Source organism: Actinophytocola sp., from assembly GCF_035762905.1.
Lineage (GTDB): Bacteria > Actinomycetota > Actinomycetes > Mycobacteriales > Pseudonocardiaceae > DASYTH01.
This window is the reverse complement of the sequence record NZ_DASUCC010000056.1, coordinates 104,161-119,825: the sequence shown is the minus strand read 5'-3', so window position 1 is coordinate 119,825 and position 15,665 is coordinate 104,161. Positions and strand designations below refer to the sequence as shown.

Sequence of the window (15,665 nt, the reverse complement as noted above, 5' to 3'; positions counted from 1 at the left end):
GACGCAACCCAGCCACCATCAACCCGCTAATCGCACCACCGGCTGGAACGCAACAACAGCAGTAAAACCCGGAGAGGCGGAACAGTTAATCCCGAAGAGGCGGAACGTGCGTTGCGGTGAAGTGGACGGGGAGGCCGCTCAGGCCGCGCATCCAGACCGAGGCGCGCCAGGGGAGGTCTTCGGCGGGGACGGCGAGGGTGAGGTCGGGTAGCCGGTCGAGGAGGACCTCGATGCTGGTTTTGGCGATCACCTCGGCGAGTTCGGGGGCCGGGTAGGGGCAGCCGTGCTCGCCGTGGCCGAAGGACATCTGGGCGCGGTTTCCGGTGTTGCCGCCTGCGGTGGGGCGGACCTGCGGGTCGGTGTTGGCGGCGGCGAGGCCGAGCACCAGGAGATCACCGGCGCGGACCCGCTGGTTTCCGAGGCGGGTGTCCCGGGTGGCGAACCGGCCGATGAAGTTCTGGGTGGGGGTGTCGTGCCAGAGGACTTCGTTGAGCGCCTGGGTGACGCTGGCCCGGCCGCCGGAAAGTGTTGTGGCGAAACGGGTGTCGGTGAGCATCAGGCGGATGGTGTTGCCGATCCAGTTGGTGGTGGGCTGGTGAGCGGCGGCGAGCACCACCAGCAGGTCCAGAATGATCTCCTCCTCGGAGAGGCGGGCGGGGTGCTCCAGCAGGCGGGACGGGACGTCCGGGCCGGGGATCTCGGCCTTCTCGGCGACGAGGCGGCGCATGGCCTCCTGCACCCGGCCGTAGGCCTCCATGGACTCGGCGCCGGCGGAGTCGACGGACAGGGCCAGGTCGCGGACCAAGGCCGGGGCGTCGGTTTCGGACATTCCGCACATGGCGGCGGCGGCGCGCAGCGGGATCCGTTCCGCGTACTGGGTCACCAGGTCGGCCTCGCCGCTGCCGGCGAACTGGTCGATCAGCCGGTCGGCGATCTTCTCGCAGTACGCGGCCAGTTCGAACTGGTCGACGGCGCCGAGCGCGTCACTGATCGCCCCGGCCCGGCGCCGGTGCTCCTGGCCCTCGGTGAACATCACCGACGGGTTGTGCACCACGTAGGCCAACAGCGGCCAGTCGCCGGGCACCCGGCCCCACGCGTTCCACCGGCGGGTGTCCCGGGCGAACAGCTGCGAGTCGCTGGTCACCTGGTGCACCTCGCGGTAGCCGCTGACGAACCAGGCCGGCACGTCGCCCTCGAGCAGGATCGGCGCGACCGGGCCGTGCAGCCGCCGGATCTCCGCGTAGAGCCGGGCCGGGTCGTTCTGGAACCGCGGTCCGTAGAGCCGGGTCGGCTCGGCGTCGTGCTGCACTTCGGTCATGACATGGTCTCCCGGGCCGAGGTCAGGGCGTAGAGATGATGGACGAGGGTGATCAGCGCCTGCTTCGACGACTCCCGGTTCCGGGCGTCGCAGTCGATCAGCGGGATCTCCTCGGGCAGGTCGAGCGCACCGCGCACCTCGGAGATCGAATGCTCTGGGCCGGGAAAGTTGTTGCGGGCCACGATGAACGGCGTGCCGTGGTGCTCGAGGCGATCGATGGAGTACCAGGAGTCGGCCAGCCTTCTGGTATCCACCAGCACGATCGCGCCGAGCGTGCCGGCGAACAGCCGGTCCCACAGGAACCAGAACCGTTCCTGGCCGGGCGCGCCGAACAGGTACAGGACCAGCTCATCGGACAGGCTGATCCGGCCGAAGTCGAACGCGACCGTGGTGCTGATCTTGTCGGCCACCCCGGCCGTCCGGTCGATGCCCAGGCCCGCCTGGGTCATCACCTCCTCGGTGGACAGCGGGCGGATCTCGCTGACCGAGCGGACCATGGTCGTCTTGCCCACCCCGAAGCCGCCGATGATCACGATCTTCAGGGCGTCGGTCGCGGTGTCCCGCAACGGCTGGCGCCGGGCCAGTTCAGAGGTTGTGGAGTCCAACGAGCACCTTCTTCAGGAACGCGGCGTCCCGTGAGTCGAACCCACCTCGGGCGGCGGACGGGTGCCGGGCGGTTACCTGGCCCATGGCAAGCAGATCGGACACCAGGATCTTCACCACGGTCACCGGCAGCGCCAGTTCGGCGGACAACTCCACGATCGCGGTGGGTGAACGGCAGATCGACAGGATTCGGACGTGCTCGGACTGCATGCCCGGCGCCGGGTCGGCATCGGCGACGATCAGGGTGACCAGGTCGAGCGCGGGATCGTCGGCCCGGCTGCGCCCGCCGGTCACCGTGTAGAGGCGATCGGGATCCTCCCCGTCGATCTCCCGCCGGATCATGCGCGGGTGTTGTGGAAGGGCCGGCGGGGCGGGGCGATCAGGAACTCGGCGAGCTGCTCGACCAACAGGTTCATGTTGTGACCGATCAGCCCGACATCCGCGTCCTCGGCCGCGAGCAGCGCGAGGTGGGCGCCCTGGCCGGCCTCGACGATGAACAGCAGCCCGCCGTGGAACTCGATCATCGACTGGCGCACCCCGCCGGTGCCGTCGCCGAACTCCGCGGACGCACCCTGGGACAGGGCCTGCATTCCGGCGGCGATCGCGGCAAGGTGGTCGGCCTTGTCGGTGCTCAACCGGTGCGAGTGGCAGAGCTTGAGGCCGTCCCTGGACAGCACCAGCGCATGATGGGCACCGGGCGTGCTGTCCACCAGGTTCTCCAGCAGCCACTCCAGACTCGGGTTCGCGGTGGTCATCGGATGTCGTCCTCCTCTCGAGCCGCGGGCTCGGTGCTGGGCGGGGTGCTGTCGTCGGCCGGCCGGGCGGGTCGGCTGCCGCTCTGGTGGAAGGCGGTGAACCGCTCGCCGAGGTCCGCGCGGGGCCGGGGCGGCAGCGGCTCGGCCGGCTCGCTCGCCTGCCGGACGGCGGCCAGGGTCTGGCCGCGGCGGCGCTGCGGCAGCCCGGCGGGCTGGCTGCCGTCCAGGACCGCGGTCATCGTCGGCGCCGCGGCGGGCTCGACCGACTCGGCGGCCGGGGCGGGCACCGGCGCCGCGGGCAGCGCCGGCTCGATCTGCGCGGTCGGCGAACCGTCCCAGCGCGGCTGAATCACCAGCTGGTTCGGAATCCGCACCACCACACCGGTTCCGCCGCGTGAGGACGGCCGGAAGAACACGTGCAGCTGGTGCTTGCGGGCCAGGGTTCCGACCACGGCGAGGCCGAGCCGGGTGCCGGAGAGCTTGGCCAGGTCCAGCTGCTCGGCGGTGGAGACGGCCGCCTCGGCGCGGGCGAGCGCCTGCGGTTTCATGCCCAGCCCGCCGTCCTCGACGTTGATCACCACGCCGGAGTGCAGCTCCTCGACGTAGACGTGCACCTCCTCGGACGGCGCGGAGAACCGGGTGGCGTTGTCCAGCAGCTCGGCGAGCGCGTGCATGACGTCCTCGGCCGCGTAGCCGACGATCGCCACGGTGCTGACCGAGTGCACGCGAACCCGTTGGTAGGCACTGATTCGGCCCATCGCACCGCGCAGGATGCTCTCCATCACGATCGGCTTGGTCCAGCGCCGGCCGGACCGGGCGCCGGTGAGCACCGCGATGCTGTCGGCGAGCCGGCCGGTCTGCGCCGTGCTGTGGTCGAGCCGAAGCAGATCGCCGAGGTACTCCTCGGGGAACCGGGACTCCATGTCCCGCAGGTCGGCGAGCATGCTGGTGGCCATCGCCTGCACCCGGGACGCGGCGCTGGCGCACGCGGCCAGCGCGGCGGCGCGGTGCCGCTCGCCGACGCCGATCTCGGTGGTGACCAAGCGGATCATCCGTTGTCGCAAGGAGTCCATCGACCGGGGCAGCGAGCTGAGCACGGTGTCCACCGAGGCACCCGCGCGCAGCTGCGCGACGGCCGCCGGCAGGGCGGTGTCGGCCAGCCAGGTCAGCTCGGACTCGAGCTCACGCACCCGGTCCCGGGTCCGCCGGGACTCGTCGGCGCGGAAGCCCGCGATCGTGACCACGACGCACAACAACACCACCGCCGCGCCGGCGAACACGCCGCCGATCAACCGGTCCTCGGCCGAAAGTTGAAGAGTGAACCAAACCGCGGCGCCGCCGCCCAGGATCAGCGTGGCGAGGAGCAGGAATAGCACGTCGGTCACCGCCGACCGCTCCGACTGATGACGGGCAGACACTTGTGCTGACATCGTGATCAGGTCCTCACGTAGGGTGCCGGCAGACCATACTGGACCACCCGTATGAGGCGCCCGTTCGGGTGGCGATCTTTCAACCTGCGACGTTCCGCGAAGCCGCTCGCACAACGACCAAACCGGCGCCGAGTTACGGTGATCATCGCCACCATCAATGGCGCGGGAATTGCCCGCGCAGGCGCCGGGTTACAGCGTCGCCAATGACGGCTCCAGCACCCCGGTCACGCTGAACCAGCTGCCGCCGAGCCACACCCGGATGCCGGGCCGGCGAACGTCCAGCCGCTGCACGGCCCGCGAGCCGGGCACCACCGCCCCACGCCGCCCGCCCGCCGACCGAGTCGAGCAGGTCGGGCCTGGCCGCGAGAACCGCGATGCCGCCGGTGTTCCCGGCCGGCATGTGGTCGTTGCGGGACACCGCGGCCTGGACCCGGCCGATCGCCGAGACCGAACGCGCCGGCCGGATCCGGCCGACCATCGGGACCGACTCGACCGGCAGCTTGGCGGCCTCGCCGAACATGGTGCTGCCCGGCTCGACGGTGAGCAGGTTGGTGCCGAGCTTGGCCAGCTCGCGATCGAGCTGTGCGCGGCTGGAGGTCGAGATGCCCACCACGGCGACCATCGCGGCGACGTCGATGGCGATCCCCAGCGCGGTCAGCGCCACCCGCTCCGGGCGGCCCCGCAGGCCGACCGTTCCGAGCAGCACCGCGCGGCAGCGGGCGGCCGAAGCCGCGGCGCCCGGGTGATCGACGCTTTCCTAGTTCGGCGCGTCCTCCCGGGTGATCGCGAAGCGGATGAGGTCGGCGCTGTTGACGGCGCCGACCTTGTCCCGAACCCGGCGCAGACAGGTGTCGACCGTGTTGGTCGTGATGCCCGATTTGCGGGCGATCTGCCGGTACGTCATTCCCTGTGCGAAATTGATCGGAACCTCACCTTCCCGCGGTGACAATGGTGAGCCGACCGACATCGGCGAACTCTCCCCAAGATTATCGGCAATTGTCTGGCACGGCTCACATGTTTGGTCCCGAACCCGGCCTGATCGATGTGTTGATATTGCCACCCGCGGAGCGGCATCCGGGCCGGTGATCACCTGGCGGTCTGGAAATAGCGGGCATTGCAGGTGACGTTGGTCAGGCCTTTCGCGTCCGCCTCGAACTCGACCCTGATGGTGCGGCGGGTATCGTTGCGCCAGATGAGTTTTCGGCCACTGGCCGGGGATACCCATGCGGTCTGGCCGAGCCGGTGATGCCCGTCGCGGTTGTACAGGAAGAACTTCACGTCCTTGCCGCCGGACGACGTGTTCTCCACCCGGACGTAGTGCCCGGCCGGAACATCGAAGTGATCGCCATAGCAGTCGCCGTGGCCGGTCCGTGGAATTTGGCAGACGAAGTTGACCAACACGGTCGCCTCATCCGCGACAGCGACCGGAGCGATCCCCATCGTCACCGCACCGGCGACGGCGATACCCGCGAAAAGTTGCTTGCGCAATTCCATCGAATCCTCCCCATTTGCACGACTATTTCCGATGCTTGCCGACGTTCCGGGACGAGGCAAGTCGCCCGGACGGTTCTCACCCGGTCGTGGTACGGGAACGGCGTCTTGCTGAGCGGACCGGCCACCGGCTGAGTTGGTGTGTGGAACGGCCCCGGAATCCGTACGGGTTCCGGGGCCGTCCCACACCAACCTCGACGTTCCTAGTGCAGGCCGATGGGTCCCCAGTTCTTGACGCTCTCCTCGAGCGGGTGCAGCCGGCCCTGGAAGATGCCGATCGCCAACTCCTCGTACGCGGTCACCGCGGTCAGGTCGACGGCGTCCACGGCCAGGCCGATCTCCACCAGCCGGGTGAGGTACTCGTCGCGCTGCAGCGGAAGCCGGTCCCGGTCCTCGGGGCCGAGGCGCTCGTCGGCGCTGAGCTCGGCGTAGCGGGTGCGAACCAGCGTGTCCAACTCGCCAAGCCGCTGGCGCAGGAACGCCCGGAGCTGCTCCGGCAGCAGGCTGTAGTGGATGCCAAGGGAGCTCGACTTCCGGACCAGGTCGTGGATGTCGTCCTTGAGCTGGTTGTTGACCTGCCGCCACCCGGCCTGGTCGATGCTGTCGTACGCGGTCTGCCCGTCCGCCAGGCGCCGGGCCCGGCGCTCCTGGAACTTCCGGGCGGCGTCCCGGTCGGTCAGCTCAAGGCGTCCGGTCAACTCGGTCAGGTCGGCGAGGTTCTTCTCGAAGTCCGCCCACGGCGGCTTCAGATACTGGTCCGGGCCCCGGCTCGCGCTCAGCGCCTGCAACATCGTCTGCGCCTCGAGCAGCAGGTAGTGCGCTTTCGCCTGGTCGTGTCGCTTGGCAAGCAGGGCGTGCAGATCGTCCAGCCTCCGGCGCAGTACCGGCCCGGTGTTGGTGGCCTCCGCCGGGTGCAGCCCGCCGGACAGGGCGGCCCACTTCGTCCGTGCCGCCGAGGCGGCGTTCTCGATCTCCGGCCACGGCGGAACCTGCCGGACCGGGATGTCGATCAGCGCGCTGGCCGCGAGATCGAGGTGTGGCACCCGTACCGAGGCGCGAATGGTCCAGCCGACCTCGAACTCGAGCGTCAGCTCCACGGACGTGCCCGGCGGTACGTCCGTCGGCAAGTCCGGGACGGTTACCGTGCCGATCCTGATCCGGCCCTCGTAGAGGCCCACCGTCAGCGTGGAACCGGTCGACGCGGTCTCGAACCGGTGCCGCGCCCGGTGCGGAAGCCTGGTCCCCGCCTTGACCACGGTGCGCAACTGCCCGTCGACCAGCGGCACCGAGAAGTCGTGGGCCAGGACGTCGCCGTCCACCCGCGGCGCCGGTCCGCCGGCCGGCCGCACGGTGATCCGCTCGGCCGCGACCACGGCACCGTCGGCCACCACCCGGATGGTGAACTCGTTGTCCGCCAACGGCAACGGCACCTCGAGGAAGAGGAAGTCGCCCAGCGGCACCGAAGCGGGCTCGGACCACTGGTCGTTCCCCTGCGCGGCCACGAGCTCGACCACGATCTCGGTGGCCGTCTCCAGCGGGCCGTGCCGCAGCACCCGGCCACCGATGTCGACCGCCGACCCGACCGGTTCCGGACTGTCCAGTTCGAGCAGGCCGCTGCGCAGGCTGGCGGTGTCCGCCTTCAGCGCCGCCCCGACCGCGACGCACAGCTCCGGGTTCGACAGCCGCGGCCGGATTCCGTAGTGCTCGGCCAACAACCCGGCCACGAGCGGAATCCGGGACGAGCCGCCGACCAGCACCACCTCGTCGAGGTCGGCCTTGGTCAGCCGGGCGCGGGCCAGGGCCTGGTCGCACTGGGCGATGGTGTCCCGCAGCTGTTGCGCGATCAGCCGGTCGAACCCGGACCGGGTGAGCACCAGGTTGACGTTCATCGGCCGGCCGGCCCGGTCCTCCAGGTCCTGGATGATGATGTCGGTCTCGGTCTCGCGGGAAAGGTCGTGCTTGGCCGCCTCGGCGACGGCCAGCAGCCGGGCGAGCAGGCCCGCGCTCTGCTCGTCGCCGAGCCGAAGGTCGTAGGCCGGAACCTGTTCGGCGATCCAGTCCACGATGGCCCGATCGAAGTCGTACCCGCCGAGGAAGCGGTCGCCGTCGAAGGACCGGCTGGTGAACCCGTCCCGCGGATCCCACGACACCACCGAGGTGTCGAACGTGCCGCCACCCAGGTCGTAGACCAGGAACCGGCGCTGCCCGGCCGGTTCCGTCTCAGCGTCCCGCATGTAGGCCAGCGCCGCGGCCACCGGCTCGATGAGTGTCTCGACCACCTCGAGCCCGGCCTCGGCACCGGCCGCGGTGGTCTCGTTCTTGGCCCGGGTCTCGAAGAACGCCGGAACCGTGACCACCGCCCGGTCCACCGCGACGCCGATTGCGTCCCGCACCACGTTGCGCAGGTGGCGCAGGACCAGCACGGACGCCGCGCGCGGGGTCAGCGTCGCGTGGCCGGCGGTCACCGGCTGGTCGGAACCCATGTTGCGCTTGAAGAACATCGCCGGCGGCGCGCCGGGCAGCCGGGCCTTCCGCTTGGCCGCCGCCCCGACGATCGGGGTGCCGTCCCGGTCGACCCACACCACCGAGGGGGTGGTCGCCGACAGGTCGGGGTTGGTGACGATCAGGGCGCCGCCGAGCGGTCGCAGCCGCCCGGCGGCGAGCAGGGCGTCCTTGTCGGGGATCTCGGCGCCGGCCGGCACGGCGACACAACTGTTGGTGGTGCCGAGATCGATCCCGACCACGATGCTCATCCGGGCGTCCTCCTCAGCGGACCGGTTCGGCCGCGTCGTCCAGCAGCGGGGCGAACGTCCGCGCGCCGGGGTCGGGCAGGATCGCGGGCAGCACCCGCGGGTCGAGTGTGTCGTGCAGATCCGTGACCGCCCGCGGCGCGGTCTGCGCCCCGAGGCCGGCGGCCAGCTCGAAGAATCCGGTGGTGTCCAACAGATCCAGCAGATCGGCGAGTTCGCCGGGATCGGCGTCGCCGGTCACCGGTCGGTGGGTGAGCAGTTCGGCGAGCAGCCGACCGCGGGGCGTGCCGAGCCGCTCCTCCGCCTCGTTGATCTCCGCGACGGTCAGGGTCCGGCCGAACAACGGAAACCGGTCCGCGGCGTGTGCGATCCGCCGCCTGCGGACGTTGGCCCGGGTCCGCACCGCCGACTGGTCGGCCATCGGGTCGACGTCGACCACCTGCAAGGCGGTGGACAGGTACGGGTTGCCGCCCTCCCAGGCCCAGACGTTGTCGACCACCGCGTTTCCCTTCTGTATCAACGGAAACCGAACCGGTACGGCTGCCAGACAGGATCGCGTTCCAACTGCTCGCACTGCGCCTCGAGCTCGAGTGCCTGGTTCACGACGCTGTCGACCTGCCCGTACATGCCGTGTTCCCAACGGTTTTCGCTCAACCGCTTGGCCAGCCGGCAGTGCGCGACGGTCTCCTGGAGCGACTCGACCAGGGCGTCGAACCGGCGTGCCTCCAAGTTGGTCACCGATCTGAGCCACTGATGGTATCCCCACCAGAACTCGTACATCGCCAGTTCCTGAACGAGATCGTCCAGTTCCTCGCCGGCCGTCGCCTTGCCGGTGGACCGCGGAGTCAGCCCGAGGCTCTGGCACGCGGGGTTCACCAGCCTCCTGATCCGGCCGAGAATCCGCCCGGCCCGGCTGTTCCAGGCGGCCCAGTCGTCGCCGCGATAGGTGTGCTCGCTCCACCGCCGCCCGATCTCCACCGCAAGCATCACCATGTCCGCATTGGTCGGATCGATCGTGAGCAGCGGCTCGAGGTGGCGCAGCGCCGAGTCGAACCGGCGGTCGTCGACGGACTGGGCGATGGCGTGGAGCGCCGGCTGCCGGTGCACCTTCGACCTGGCCGGCATCGCGGCCCGCACCAACGCCATGTGCCGGCGGGCTCGTGGCGGGTCCTGCTCGCGCAGCTGGGCAGCCAAAACCTGGTTCGGGGCAAGGAGATGCTGGACCAGCTCGGCACGCACACCGGTGATTGCCCCGTCCACATCGGACGGCGTGGCGTCGGTGAGCACCTCGGTCAGGTGCGCTCGCATGCGCTCCCACCAGGCGTCGTCGGCCTGCAGCCGGACCCAGTAGCCGATCGCCTTGTCCCAGTGCGGCAACGCGGCCGGGTCGCCGGCCAGCTCGAGGTCGTAGGCGTGCGCGTGATGCGCCACCGCGAGATGGTGCAGCCGCGCCGGGTCGGCGGATCCGGACTCGGCCGCGGTCCAGATCAGCTCGGCCCGGTCCGCCCACGGACAGGTCACCTCGCCGCGCCGCAATGCCGCGGTGGCAAGCTGGTCCGGGATCTCCCCCAGCCGGTCCAGCTGCCCGGCCAGCCGGTCGATCAGCTCCGAGCGCCGGGCGTCCCGGTCGAACCGCCGGGCCAGGTCGAGCAGACCGCGCGCCCGGTCGACCTGCCCGGCGAGCGCCGCCTGGGTCGCCTCCGCCACCGCCCGCCGGGCGGCACCGTCGCTCAACTCGCCCGATTCGGGCTCCGGCCGGGAATCCAGCGCCGAGAACAGCGTCGCGTCCCGGCGGCAGACCGCGGCCAGCACCGGGCCGGCGCCCACCGCGCACCGGCCGGCCCACTTGCCGCCGTGCCGGTCGAGCAGCGTCCGGGCGCCGTCGGCCACGAGATCGTCGTCCGCGGTCAGCAGCCCGAGCAGCACCCGCGCGTTGGCCAGCAGATCGGACCCGTCGGGCGGCGCGGTGCCGAGCAGGTCGCGCAGCGTCTCGGCCGCGTCCTCCGGCCGCCGGGCACGCAACTGCGCCCAGGCCCGCATGAACACCAGCGGCGCCGAGAACGTGCGCTCCCGGCGCTTGCCCAACTCGGCGAGCACCTGGGTCGCCGGCCGGCCGCGGGCCAGCGTCGCCGCGATCCGGACGGCCCGGTACCCGGCGTCGTCGGCCAACCCGATCGCCGCATCGCACTGCCGCTCCGCCCCACCCGCGTCCCCGCCGGCCAGCCTGCGGAACCCGTCGATCGCCAGCAACCGGGCCAGCCTCGGCCGCGCCTGCTCACAACCCTTGTCCAGGGCCAGCTGGTAGCGCCGGACGGCACCCTCCTCGTTGCCCTTGGCCACCGCGTGATCGCCGAGCACGCCGAACCAGTCCGCCCGGGTACCGGGCCCGAGGAAGTACAGCACCTGCCAGACCGGCGAGGCCGACAACGCGAGCTGATCGAACCGCGCGTCCACGGTCTCGACCAGCCGCGCGAGCGCCAGCCGCCGGAACACCGGCGAGACGCCCCCGCGCTCGGTCCGGCGCAGCACCTGGTCGAGCAGCCGGTACCAGTCGTTGTCCCGGGCGCCGCCGGCCGAAAACGCGCCGGCCGCGGCCGCCCAGGTGACCGCGAACCCGTCCGGGTCGGGCCGCCGAACCCACGCCCGCAGCACCGCCTCGGTGCCCTCGCTCTGCGGCCCGTGCCGGCCGACGATCCGGCACAGCGTCCGGACCGCCTCGTCCGGCAGGACCGGCGCCGCCACCCCCACCCCGGACCGGAGCAGCGGCAGGCTCCCGCGCGCCGCGTCGTCGCCGGCCCGGTCGAGGAAGTCCGTGACCGCAGCCAGGGCCAGCCGCCCCTTGGCGACGGCGTCGGTCTCCTGGTCCGCCCGGCGAAACGCCTCGCGCAGCGTCTCCTCCGCCGGGCGCTCGCCCCCACCACTGTGCCAGCCGGCCATGCCGCTCCGACGATCTCTGCCATGCCCCGGTTCCCGAGCCGTGTCAGGATCGAGTCGGTGACCGGTTTGACACGATTTGCGGTGATCGCCGGGGCGGGCGCCACCGTCGTGCTCGGCCTGTGTTGGCTCGCGCTGGCCGAGGCCATCGTGGACCGGTCCGGCACGCCCACCCCGGCGGACACCGCGGTGCTGACGTTCATGATCGCGAACCGCAGCACCGCCGGCACCGCGGTCATGTTCGTGGTCACCACGCTCGGCGGAACCCTGGCGATGTCCGTCGCCGCACTGCTGGCCGCCGCCTGGCTGTCCCGGCGCCGGGCCTGGTCCCAGGCCACCCTGGTGCTCCTCGCCGGAATCGGCGCGTTCGTGCTCCTGCCGCTCACCAAGCACCTGATCGATCGCAGCCGGCCGCCGCCGGGCGCGCAGCTGGTGCTGATGACCAACCCGGCCTTCCCGTCCGGCCACGCGCTCGGCTCGCTCGCCGTGATCGGCGTGATCACCGCCGTGGCGCTGGCCCGGCTGCGCGCCGGCCGCACCCGGATCATCGTCGCGGCGACCGCCACGATGTTCGTCCTCCTGGTCGGCGCCAGCCGCCTCTACCTCGGCGTGCACTGGGCCACCGACATCCTCGGCGGCTGGCTGCTCGCCGGCACCTGGCTCGGCCTCTGCCTGGCCGGCTACGCCCTTCGCCGCAGGCCACCGTCCTGAGCGCTGACAGCGATCACTCGCGTGCGGTCGGGGCGCCGGACACCTCGGCGACGCGGGCGTGCAGCCGCTCCCTGATCTGGTCGGGCGTGTAGGCGCGGCGGCGCCGCTCTGCCCGGGCGATCACCACGCCGGTTGCGGCGATCCCGACGAAGCCCGCCAGGCCAAGCACTTTCAGCCAGCGCATCTGCCTAGGCTACAACGGTGGCCGACACCCAGATCAGCCTCGACGAGGCTGTCGACGTGACGCGTACCGGTGATGTGTGGCTCTTCCGTGGCCGCAGCAAGGCCGACCGGGCGATCCAGGTGACGACGAACAGCCCGGTCAACCACGTCGGCATGTCCGTGGTCATCGAGGATCTGCCGCCGCTGATGTGGCACGCCGAGTTGGGCCGGTCCTTGCCCGACCTGTGGACCGGCGCTCACCAGCGCGGGGTGCAGTTGCACGACCTGCGTGACGCCGTCGTGGTGTGGGCAACGAGGTACGGGCAGCGGGCCTGGCTTCGTCAGCTGGACCAGCCGATCACCCAGGAGGTGGAGGATGCGGTGCTGCGCACTATCGCACGGCTTGACGGCACCCCGTTCCCCTCCACCGCCCGGCTCTTCACGCGCTGGCTTGGCGGCCGGCTGCCGAGGCTGAAGCGGGGCGCGCCGGACACCGGTCTGGAGACCGCCTATTGCGCGGAGGTCGTCGCGGTGACCTATGAGGCCATGGGTCTGCTGCCCGCGGGGCCTCGACCGAACTGGTACGACCCCGGCCGGTTCTGGAGCGGTGACGACCTGAGGTTGCTGGCCGGCTCGCGGCTCGGGAAGGAGATCGCCGTACGGATCCCGCCCGACGCGCGCGTCACGGCCAAGGGCTCCGTCAAGAACTGACTCCGTCGGCTAGGGCTTGCCGACGTAGTCCATGAAGTGGGCTTGGATCGTGACCGGGTTGGTGGGGAGGTCGACGCCGCCTACGGCGAGGAGGTGGCGGGTGCGGGGGATGGCGGTGACGGCTTTCATGCTGACGCCGCTGGCACCGTTGGGGGTGGGGACGAGGGTGTCGGTCCATTTGCCGTCGGCGTAGGTGGTGAAGGTGGTGGTGGAGGCCGGCGGGTAGGTGCGGATCAGCCAGGGTTGGCCGTCGGCGTCGACGGTGAGGTCGGTCATCACGGCGTCGGGGAGGTCCCGGAACGCTTGCCAGGATTTGCCGTCGCTGTGGACGACGAGTTGTTTGCCGCCCATGTTGATGTGGCCGGCGGCCCACACGTCGGTGCCGGACCGGCCGGCAACGGCGACCAGGGTGAATTCCTCGTTGTAGCTGCCCACCTGGACGACCTGCCAGCCGGTGCCGTCCCAGTGCAGCAGCAGCGGGCCCTTGAAGCCGGCCCATGCGCCGTTGCCGGCGGCCCAGATGTCGTCGGGGCCGAACGCGGTGACCGAGTTGAGGTTGCAGAAGTTGGGCATGCCGGCGAACGAGGTGCCGCCCTGGGTGCATTCGGCCGGAGGTTGGTGCGCCTTCCAGGTCTGGCCGTCCCACTCCTGGATGATCGTTTTGACGCCCTCGTGACCGACCAGCCAGGTGTGGCCGCCGACGACGGCCATGCCGGTGATCGTCAGCGAGCTCGGCGTCGCACCGGGCGGGAACGCGACCTGCTGCCAGTTCGAGCCGTCGTAGCGCAGCAGCATGGTCAGGTTGGCGTCCGGGCTGGTGATCCACGGGCTGCCCTTGATCCACACGTTGGTGGGTGAGTCGGCCGCGACCAGGCTGACGCCGGTCGCCTTCCAGTCGGCCGGTAACTCCATCCGGGTCCACTGCCGGCCGTCCCACTTGGCGACCAGCGGGTGGCCGGTCGTGGCCGGCGCGTCCACCGAGTACCCGTCGCCGCCGCCCACCGACCAGGCGTGCGTCGCGTCGAGCGCCGCCACGTCCCAGTACATGGTGGTGGGCTTGGTCGGTGGTGGGGTGGCCGAATACCAGCCGGGCGCCCGGGGTGGGGTCGTCGCGGTGGCGGACTGCGTGCCGGAGGCGGGGCGGGCGCCGCCGAAGGCGAGGGTCGGGCCGCTGGGCGGGTGACTGCAGGCGGAGACCGCCAGGACCAGGACCGCCGTGATCGCGACCGGTCGCCACCGCACCATGTCCGCCTCCCCTGCGTGAGGACCGCACTCTTACCGCGACCGGGCGGCCCCGTCAAGCGCGCAAGGGGTCTGTGGGAAGGTCGACTGTAGCCAGGCGGGCACTGGAAAGGAAAGGCGATGCGGACCCTGCACTTCGGCCTGCGGGTGGCCGATCTCGCCGCCAACGGCGTCGACGCCGAGGCCCCCGGATCTCCGGACGGCTCCGCCGACTCCTCACCTCCTGGATCAGCGATCCCGACGGCAACCGGATCGAGCTGGTCCAATGGCCGCCCGGCCACCCCGACGGCCTGAGCGCGGCCGACTGGACCGAACAGGAGTCCCGCCCGCATTAGGATCGGCAGCGTGACCGACCTCGCCGCGTTCGCCGAGTTGGTGCCGCTCGACCACGGGCTGTGTGTGGTCAACACGGTGCGGGGTGACGGCAGCGTCCAGTCCTCGGTGGTCAACGCCGGGGTGCTGGCCCACCCGCTGCGGTCCGATCAGGTCGTCGGGTTGGTGGCCGTCGGCGGCTCGCGCAAGCTGCACAACCTCCGGGCCCGCCCCCGGACCACGATCGTCGCCAGGGCCGGCTGGCGTTGGGCGAGCGTCGAGGGAGACGTCGAGCTGATCGGCCCCGACGACCCGCACCCGGACCTCGACGCCGAAGCCCTCCGCTTGTTGCTGCGCGAGATCTTCCGGGCCGCAGGCGGCACCCACGACGACTGGGACACCTACGACCGCGTGATGGCCGAGGAACGCCGCACCGCCGTCCTGATCACCCCACGTCGCGTCTACACCAACCCCGGGTCCTAACCGACGCGCTCGATCCTGGCGCGGCGGATCAGGTTCTTGCCCGGTTCGCGGACCTGGTCGAAGGCGGCGTCGTTGAGCAGGACGCAGCTGCCGGAGACCGCGGTGACGGTGACGGTGGTGGATTTGTCGTTGTCCAGGTTGGTCACCCGGAGCCGGGTGCCGGAGGGGAACCGGTCGCTGGAGGCGGCTGGTGCACCGTCCTCACCGGACAGGGTGACCGTGGAGCCGGGGCAGACGACCGCACCCGGGTCGGGCGCGGGCGGGGCCGCGGGTTGGGGCGGTGCGGTGGGTTGGGTGGGTTGTAGCTGTGCGGGTGGGGTGGGGGCGATGTTCGTGGTGCAGCCGGCGGCTTGGCGGCGTTGCTGGAGCTGGTCGACCACGGCTTGGCGGTTGGCGATCCGGGCCGCCGACTGGGCGTCGGGATCGGCTTGCTGGGCGGCGATGAAGTTCAGGTTGTTCTGCAGGGCCTGATCGAGGCCGGCGCAGGACTCGCCGGAGTTGCCGGGGTTGATCGGTTGTGCGGCAACGGTTCCGGTGCAGCCGGCGGCGTGGCGGCGTTGCTGGAGCTGGTCGACGACGGCCTGGCGGTTGGCGATCCGGGCCGCCGACTGGGCGTCGGGGTCGGCTTGCTGGGCGGCGATGAAGTCGAGGTTGTTCTGCAGGGCGGTGTCCAGTCCCTGGCAGGATTCCGCGGCCTCGCTGCTGCCGCCGGTCAGGACCACGGCGACCGAGGCGATGGCCGCTGCGCCGACCGCGACGGCCA

At 71.3% G+C, this 15,665-nt stretch carries 18 protein-coding genes; 4 read left to right on the top strand and 14 right to left on the bottom strand.

The features are described from left to right. Positions 1-85: 85 nt before the first annotated feature. From VFV67_RS10610 to VFV67_RS10560, 11 genes are all read right to left on the bottom strand, one after another. Positions 86-1,318, bottom strand: a complete 1,233-nt coding sequence (locus VFV67_RS10610; RefSeq protein ID WP_326469180.1) for a cytochrome P450 — start codon at positions 1,316-1,318, stop codon at positions 86-88. Beyond that, positions 1,315-1,923 (bottom strand): GTP-binding protein, encoded by a 609-nt coding sequence (locus tag VFV67_RS10605; protein WP_326469178.1) that lies wholly within the window; start codon positions 1,921-1,923, stop codon positions 1,315-1,317. Before VFV67_RS10605 ends, VFV67_RS10610 begins: the two co-directional genes overlap by 4 nt. After that, a complete protein-coding gene (locus VFV67_RS10600; protein ID WP_326469176.1) occupies positions 1,904-2,263 on the bottom strand; it encodes a DUF742 domain-containing protein in 360 nt (119 codons plus the stop codon). Before VFV67_RS10600 ends, VFV67_RS10605 begins: the two co-directional genes overlap by 20 nt. Then, positions 2,260-2,676, bottom strand: coding sequence for a roadblock/LC7 domain-containing protein (locus tag VFV67_RS10595; RefSeq protein ID WP_326469174.1), 417 nt, complete (start codon positions 2,674-2,676; stop codon positions 2,260-2,262). Before VFV67_RS10595 ends, VFV67_RS10600 begins: the two co-directional genes overlap by 4 nt. Then, positions 2,673-4,106, bottom strand: coding sequence for a sensor histidine kinase (locus VFV67_RS10590; protein ID WP_414636219.1), 1,434 nt, complete (start codon positions 4,104-4,106; stop codon positions 2,673-2,675). The genes VFV67_RS10595 and VFV67_RS10590 overlap by 4 nt, the downstream gene beginning before the upstream one ends. Before the next feature lie 154 nt (positions 4,107-4,260). Beyond that, complete coding sequence (locus tag VFV67_RS10585; protein ID WP_326469170.1) at positions 4,261-4,812, bottom strand: ABC transporter permease; 552 nt, start codon at positions 4,810-4,812, stop codon at positions 4,261-4,263. A 51-nt stretch (positions 4,813-4,863) separates the two neighbouring features. Then, positions 4,864-5,073 carry a helix-turn-helix transcriptional regulator gene (locus tag VFV67_RS10580; protein ID WP_326469168.1) on the bottom strand — a complete coding sequence of 70 codons (210 nt, stop codon included), beginning with the start codon at positions 5,071-5,073 and terminating at the stop codon, positions 4,864-4,866. 119 nt (positions 5,074-5,192) lie between these two features. Beyond that, positions 5,193-5,600 (bottom strand): hypothetical protein, encoded by a 408-nt coding sequence (locus tag VFV67_RS10575; RefSeq protein WP_326469166.1) that lies wholly within the window; start codon positions 5,598-5,600, stop codon positions 5,193-5,195. A 200-nt stretch (positions 5,601-5,800) separates the two neighbouring features. Next, the gene (locus VFV67_RS10570; RefSeq protein WP_326469164.1) at positions 5,801-8,350 is read right to left on the bottom strand and encodes an Hsp70 family protein; all 2,550 of its coding nucleotides are present in this window, start codon (positions 8,348-8,350) and stop codon (positions 5,801-5,803) included. Positions 8,351-8,363: 13 nt separating this feature from the next. Continuing rightward, on the bottom strand, positions 8,364-8,846 hold the full coding sequence (locus VFV67_RS10565) for a hypothetical protein (protein WP_326469162.1): 483 nt from the start codon (positions 8,844-8,846) through the stop codon (positions 8,364-8,366). Between the two features lie 17 nt (positions 8,847-8,863). Next, positions 8,864-11,284: a hypothetical protein gene (locus VFV67_RS10560; RefSeq protein WP_326469161.1), complete on the bottom strand. Its 2,421-nt coding sequence runs from the start codon at positions 11,282-11,284 to the stop codon at positions 8,864-8,866. A 57-nt stretch (positions 11,285-11,341) separates the two neighbouring features. On the opposite strand from VFV67_RS10560, the gene VFV67_RS10555 reads away from it, so the two are divergent. Beyond that, positions 11,342-11,992, top strand: a complete 651-nt coding sequence (locus VFV67_RS10555) for a phosphatase PAP2 family protein (RefSeq protein WP_326469160.1) — start codon at positions 11,342-11,344, stop codon at positions 11,990-11,992. Between the two features lie 13 nt (positions 11,993-12,005). Here VFV67_RS10555 and VFV67_RS10550 read toward each other — a convergent pair whose 3' ends face one another. Further along, entirely contained in the window at positions 12,006-12,176 is a 171-nt protein-coding gene (locus VFV67_RS10550) for a hypothetical protein (RefSeq protein WP_326469158.1), read from the bottom strand. A gap of 17 nt (positions 12,177-12,193) precedes the next feature. Here VFV67_RS10550 and VFV67_RS10545 point away from each other — a divergent pair, with 17 nt between their 5' ends. After that, positions 12,194-12,865 (top strand): hypothetical protein, encoded by a 672-nt coding sequence (locus VFV67_RS10545; protein ID WP_326469157.1) that lies wholly within the window; start codon positions 12,194-12,196, stop codon positions 12,863-12,865. A 9-nt stretch (positions 12,866-12,874) separates the two neighbouring features. On the opposite strand, the gene VFV67_RS10540 is transcribed toward VFV67_RS10545, so the two are convergent. Then, positions 12,875-14,110 (bottom strand): hypothetical protein, encoded by a 1,236-nt coding sequence (locus VFV67_RS10540; RefSeq protein ID WP_326469156.1) that lies wholly within the window; start codon positions 14,108-14,110, stop codon positions 12,875-12,877. Between the two features lie 117 nt (positions 14,111-14,227). Here VFV67_RS10540 and VFV67_RS10535 point away from each other — a divergent pair, with 117 nt between their 5' ends. Further along, a complete protein-coding gene (locus tag VFV67_RS10535) occupies positions 14,228-14,401 on the top strand; it encodes a hypothetical protein (RefSeq protein ID WP_326469155.1) in 174 nt (57 codons plus the stop codon). A 51-nt stretch (positions 14,402-14,452) separates the two neighbouring features. After that, positions 14,453-14,902, top strand: coding sequence for a TIGR03618 family F420-dependent PPOX class oxidoreductase (locus tag VFV67_RS10530; protein ID WP_326469153.1), 450 nt, complete (start codon positions 14,453-14,455; stop codon positions 14,900-14,902). Here the strand turns inward: VFV67_RS10530 and VFV67_RS10525 are convergent. Then, a complete protein-coding gene (locus tag VFV67_RS10525; RefSeq protein WP_414636221.1) occupies positions 14,899-15,498 on the bottom strand; it encodes a hypothetical protein in 600 nt (199 codons plus the stop codon). The two genes, VFV67_RS10530 and VFV67_RS10525, sit on opposite strands and share 4 nt — an antisense overlap. Positions 15,499-15,665: the final 167 nt, after the last annotated feature.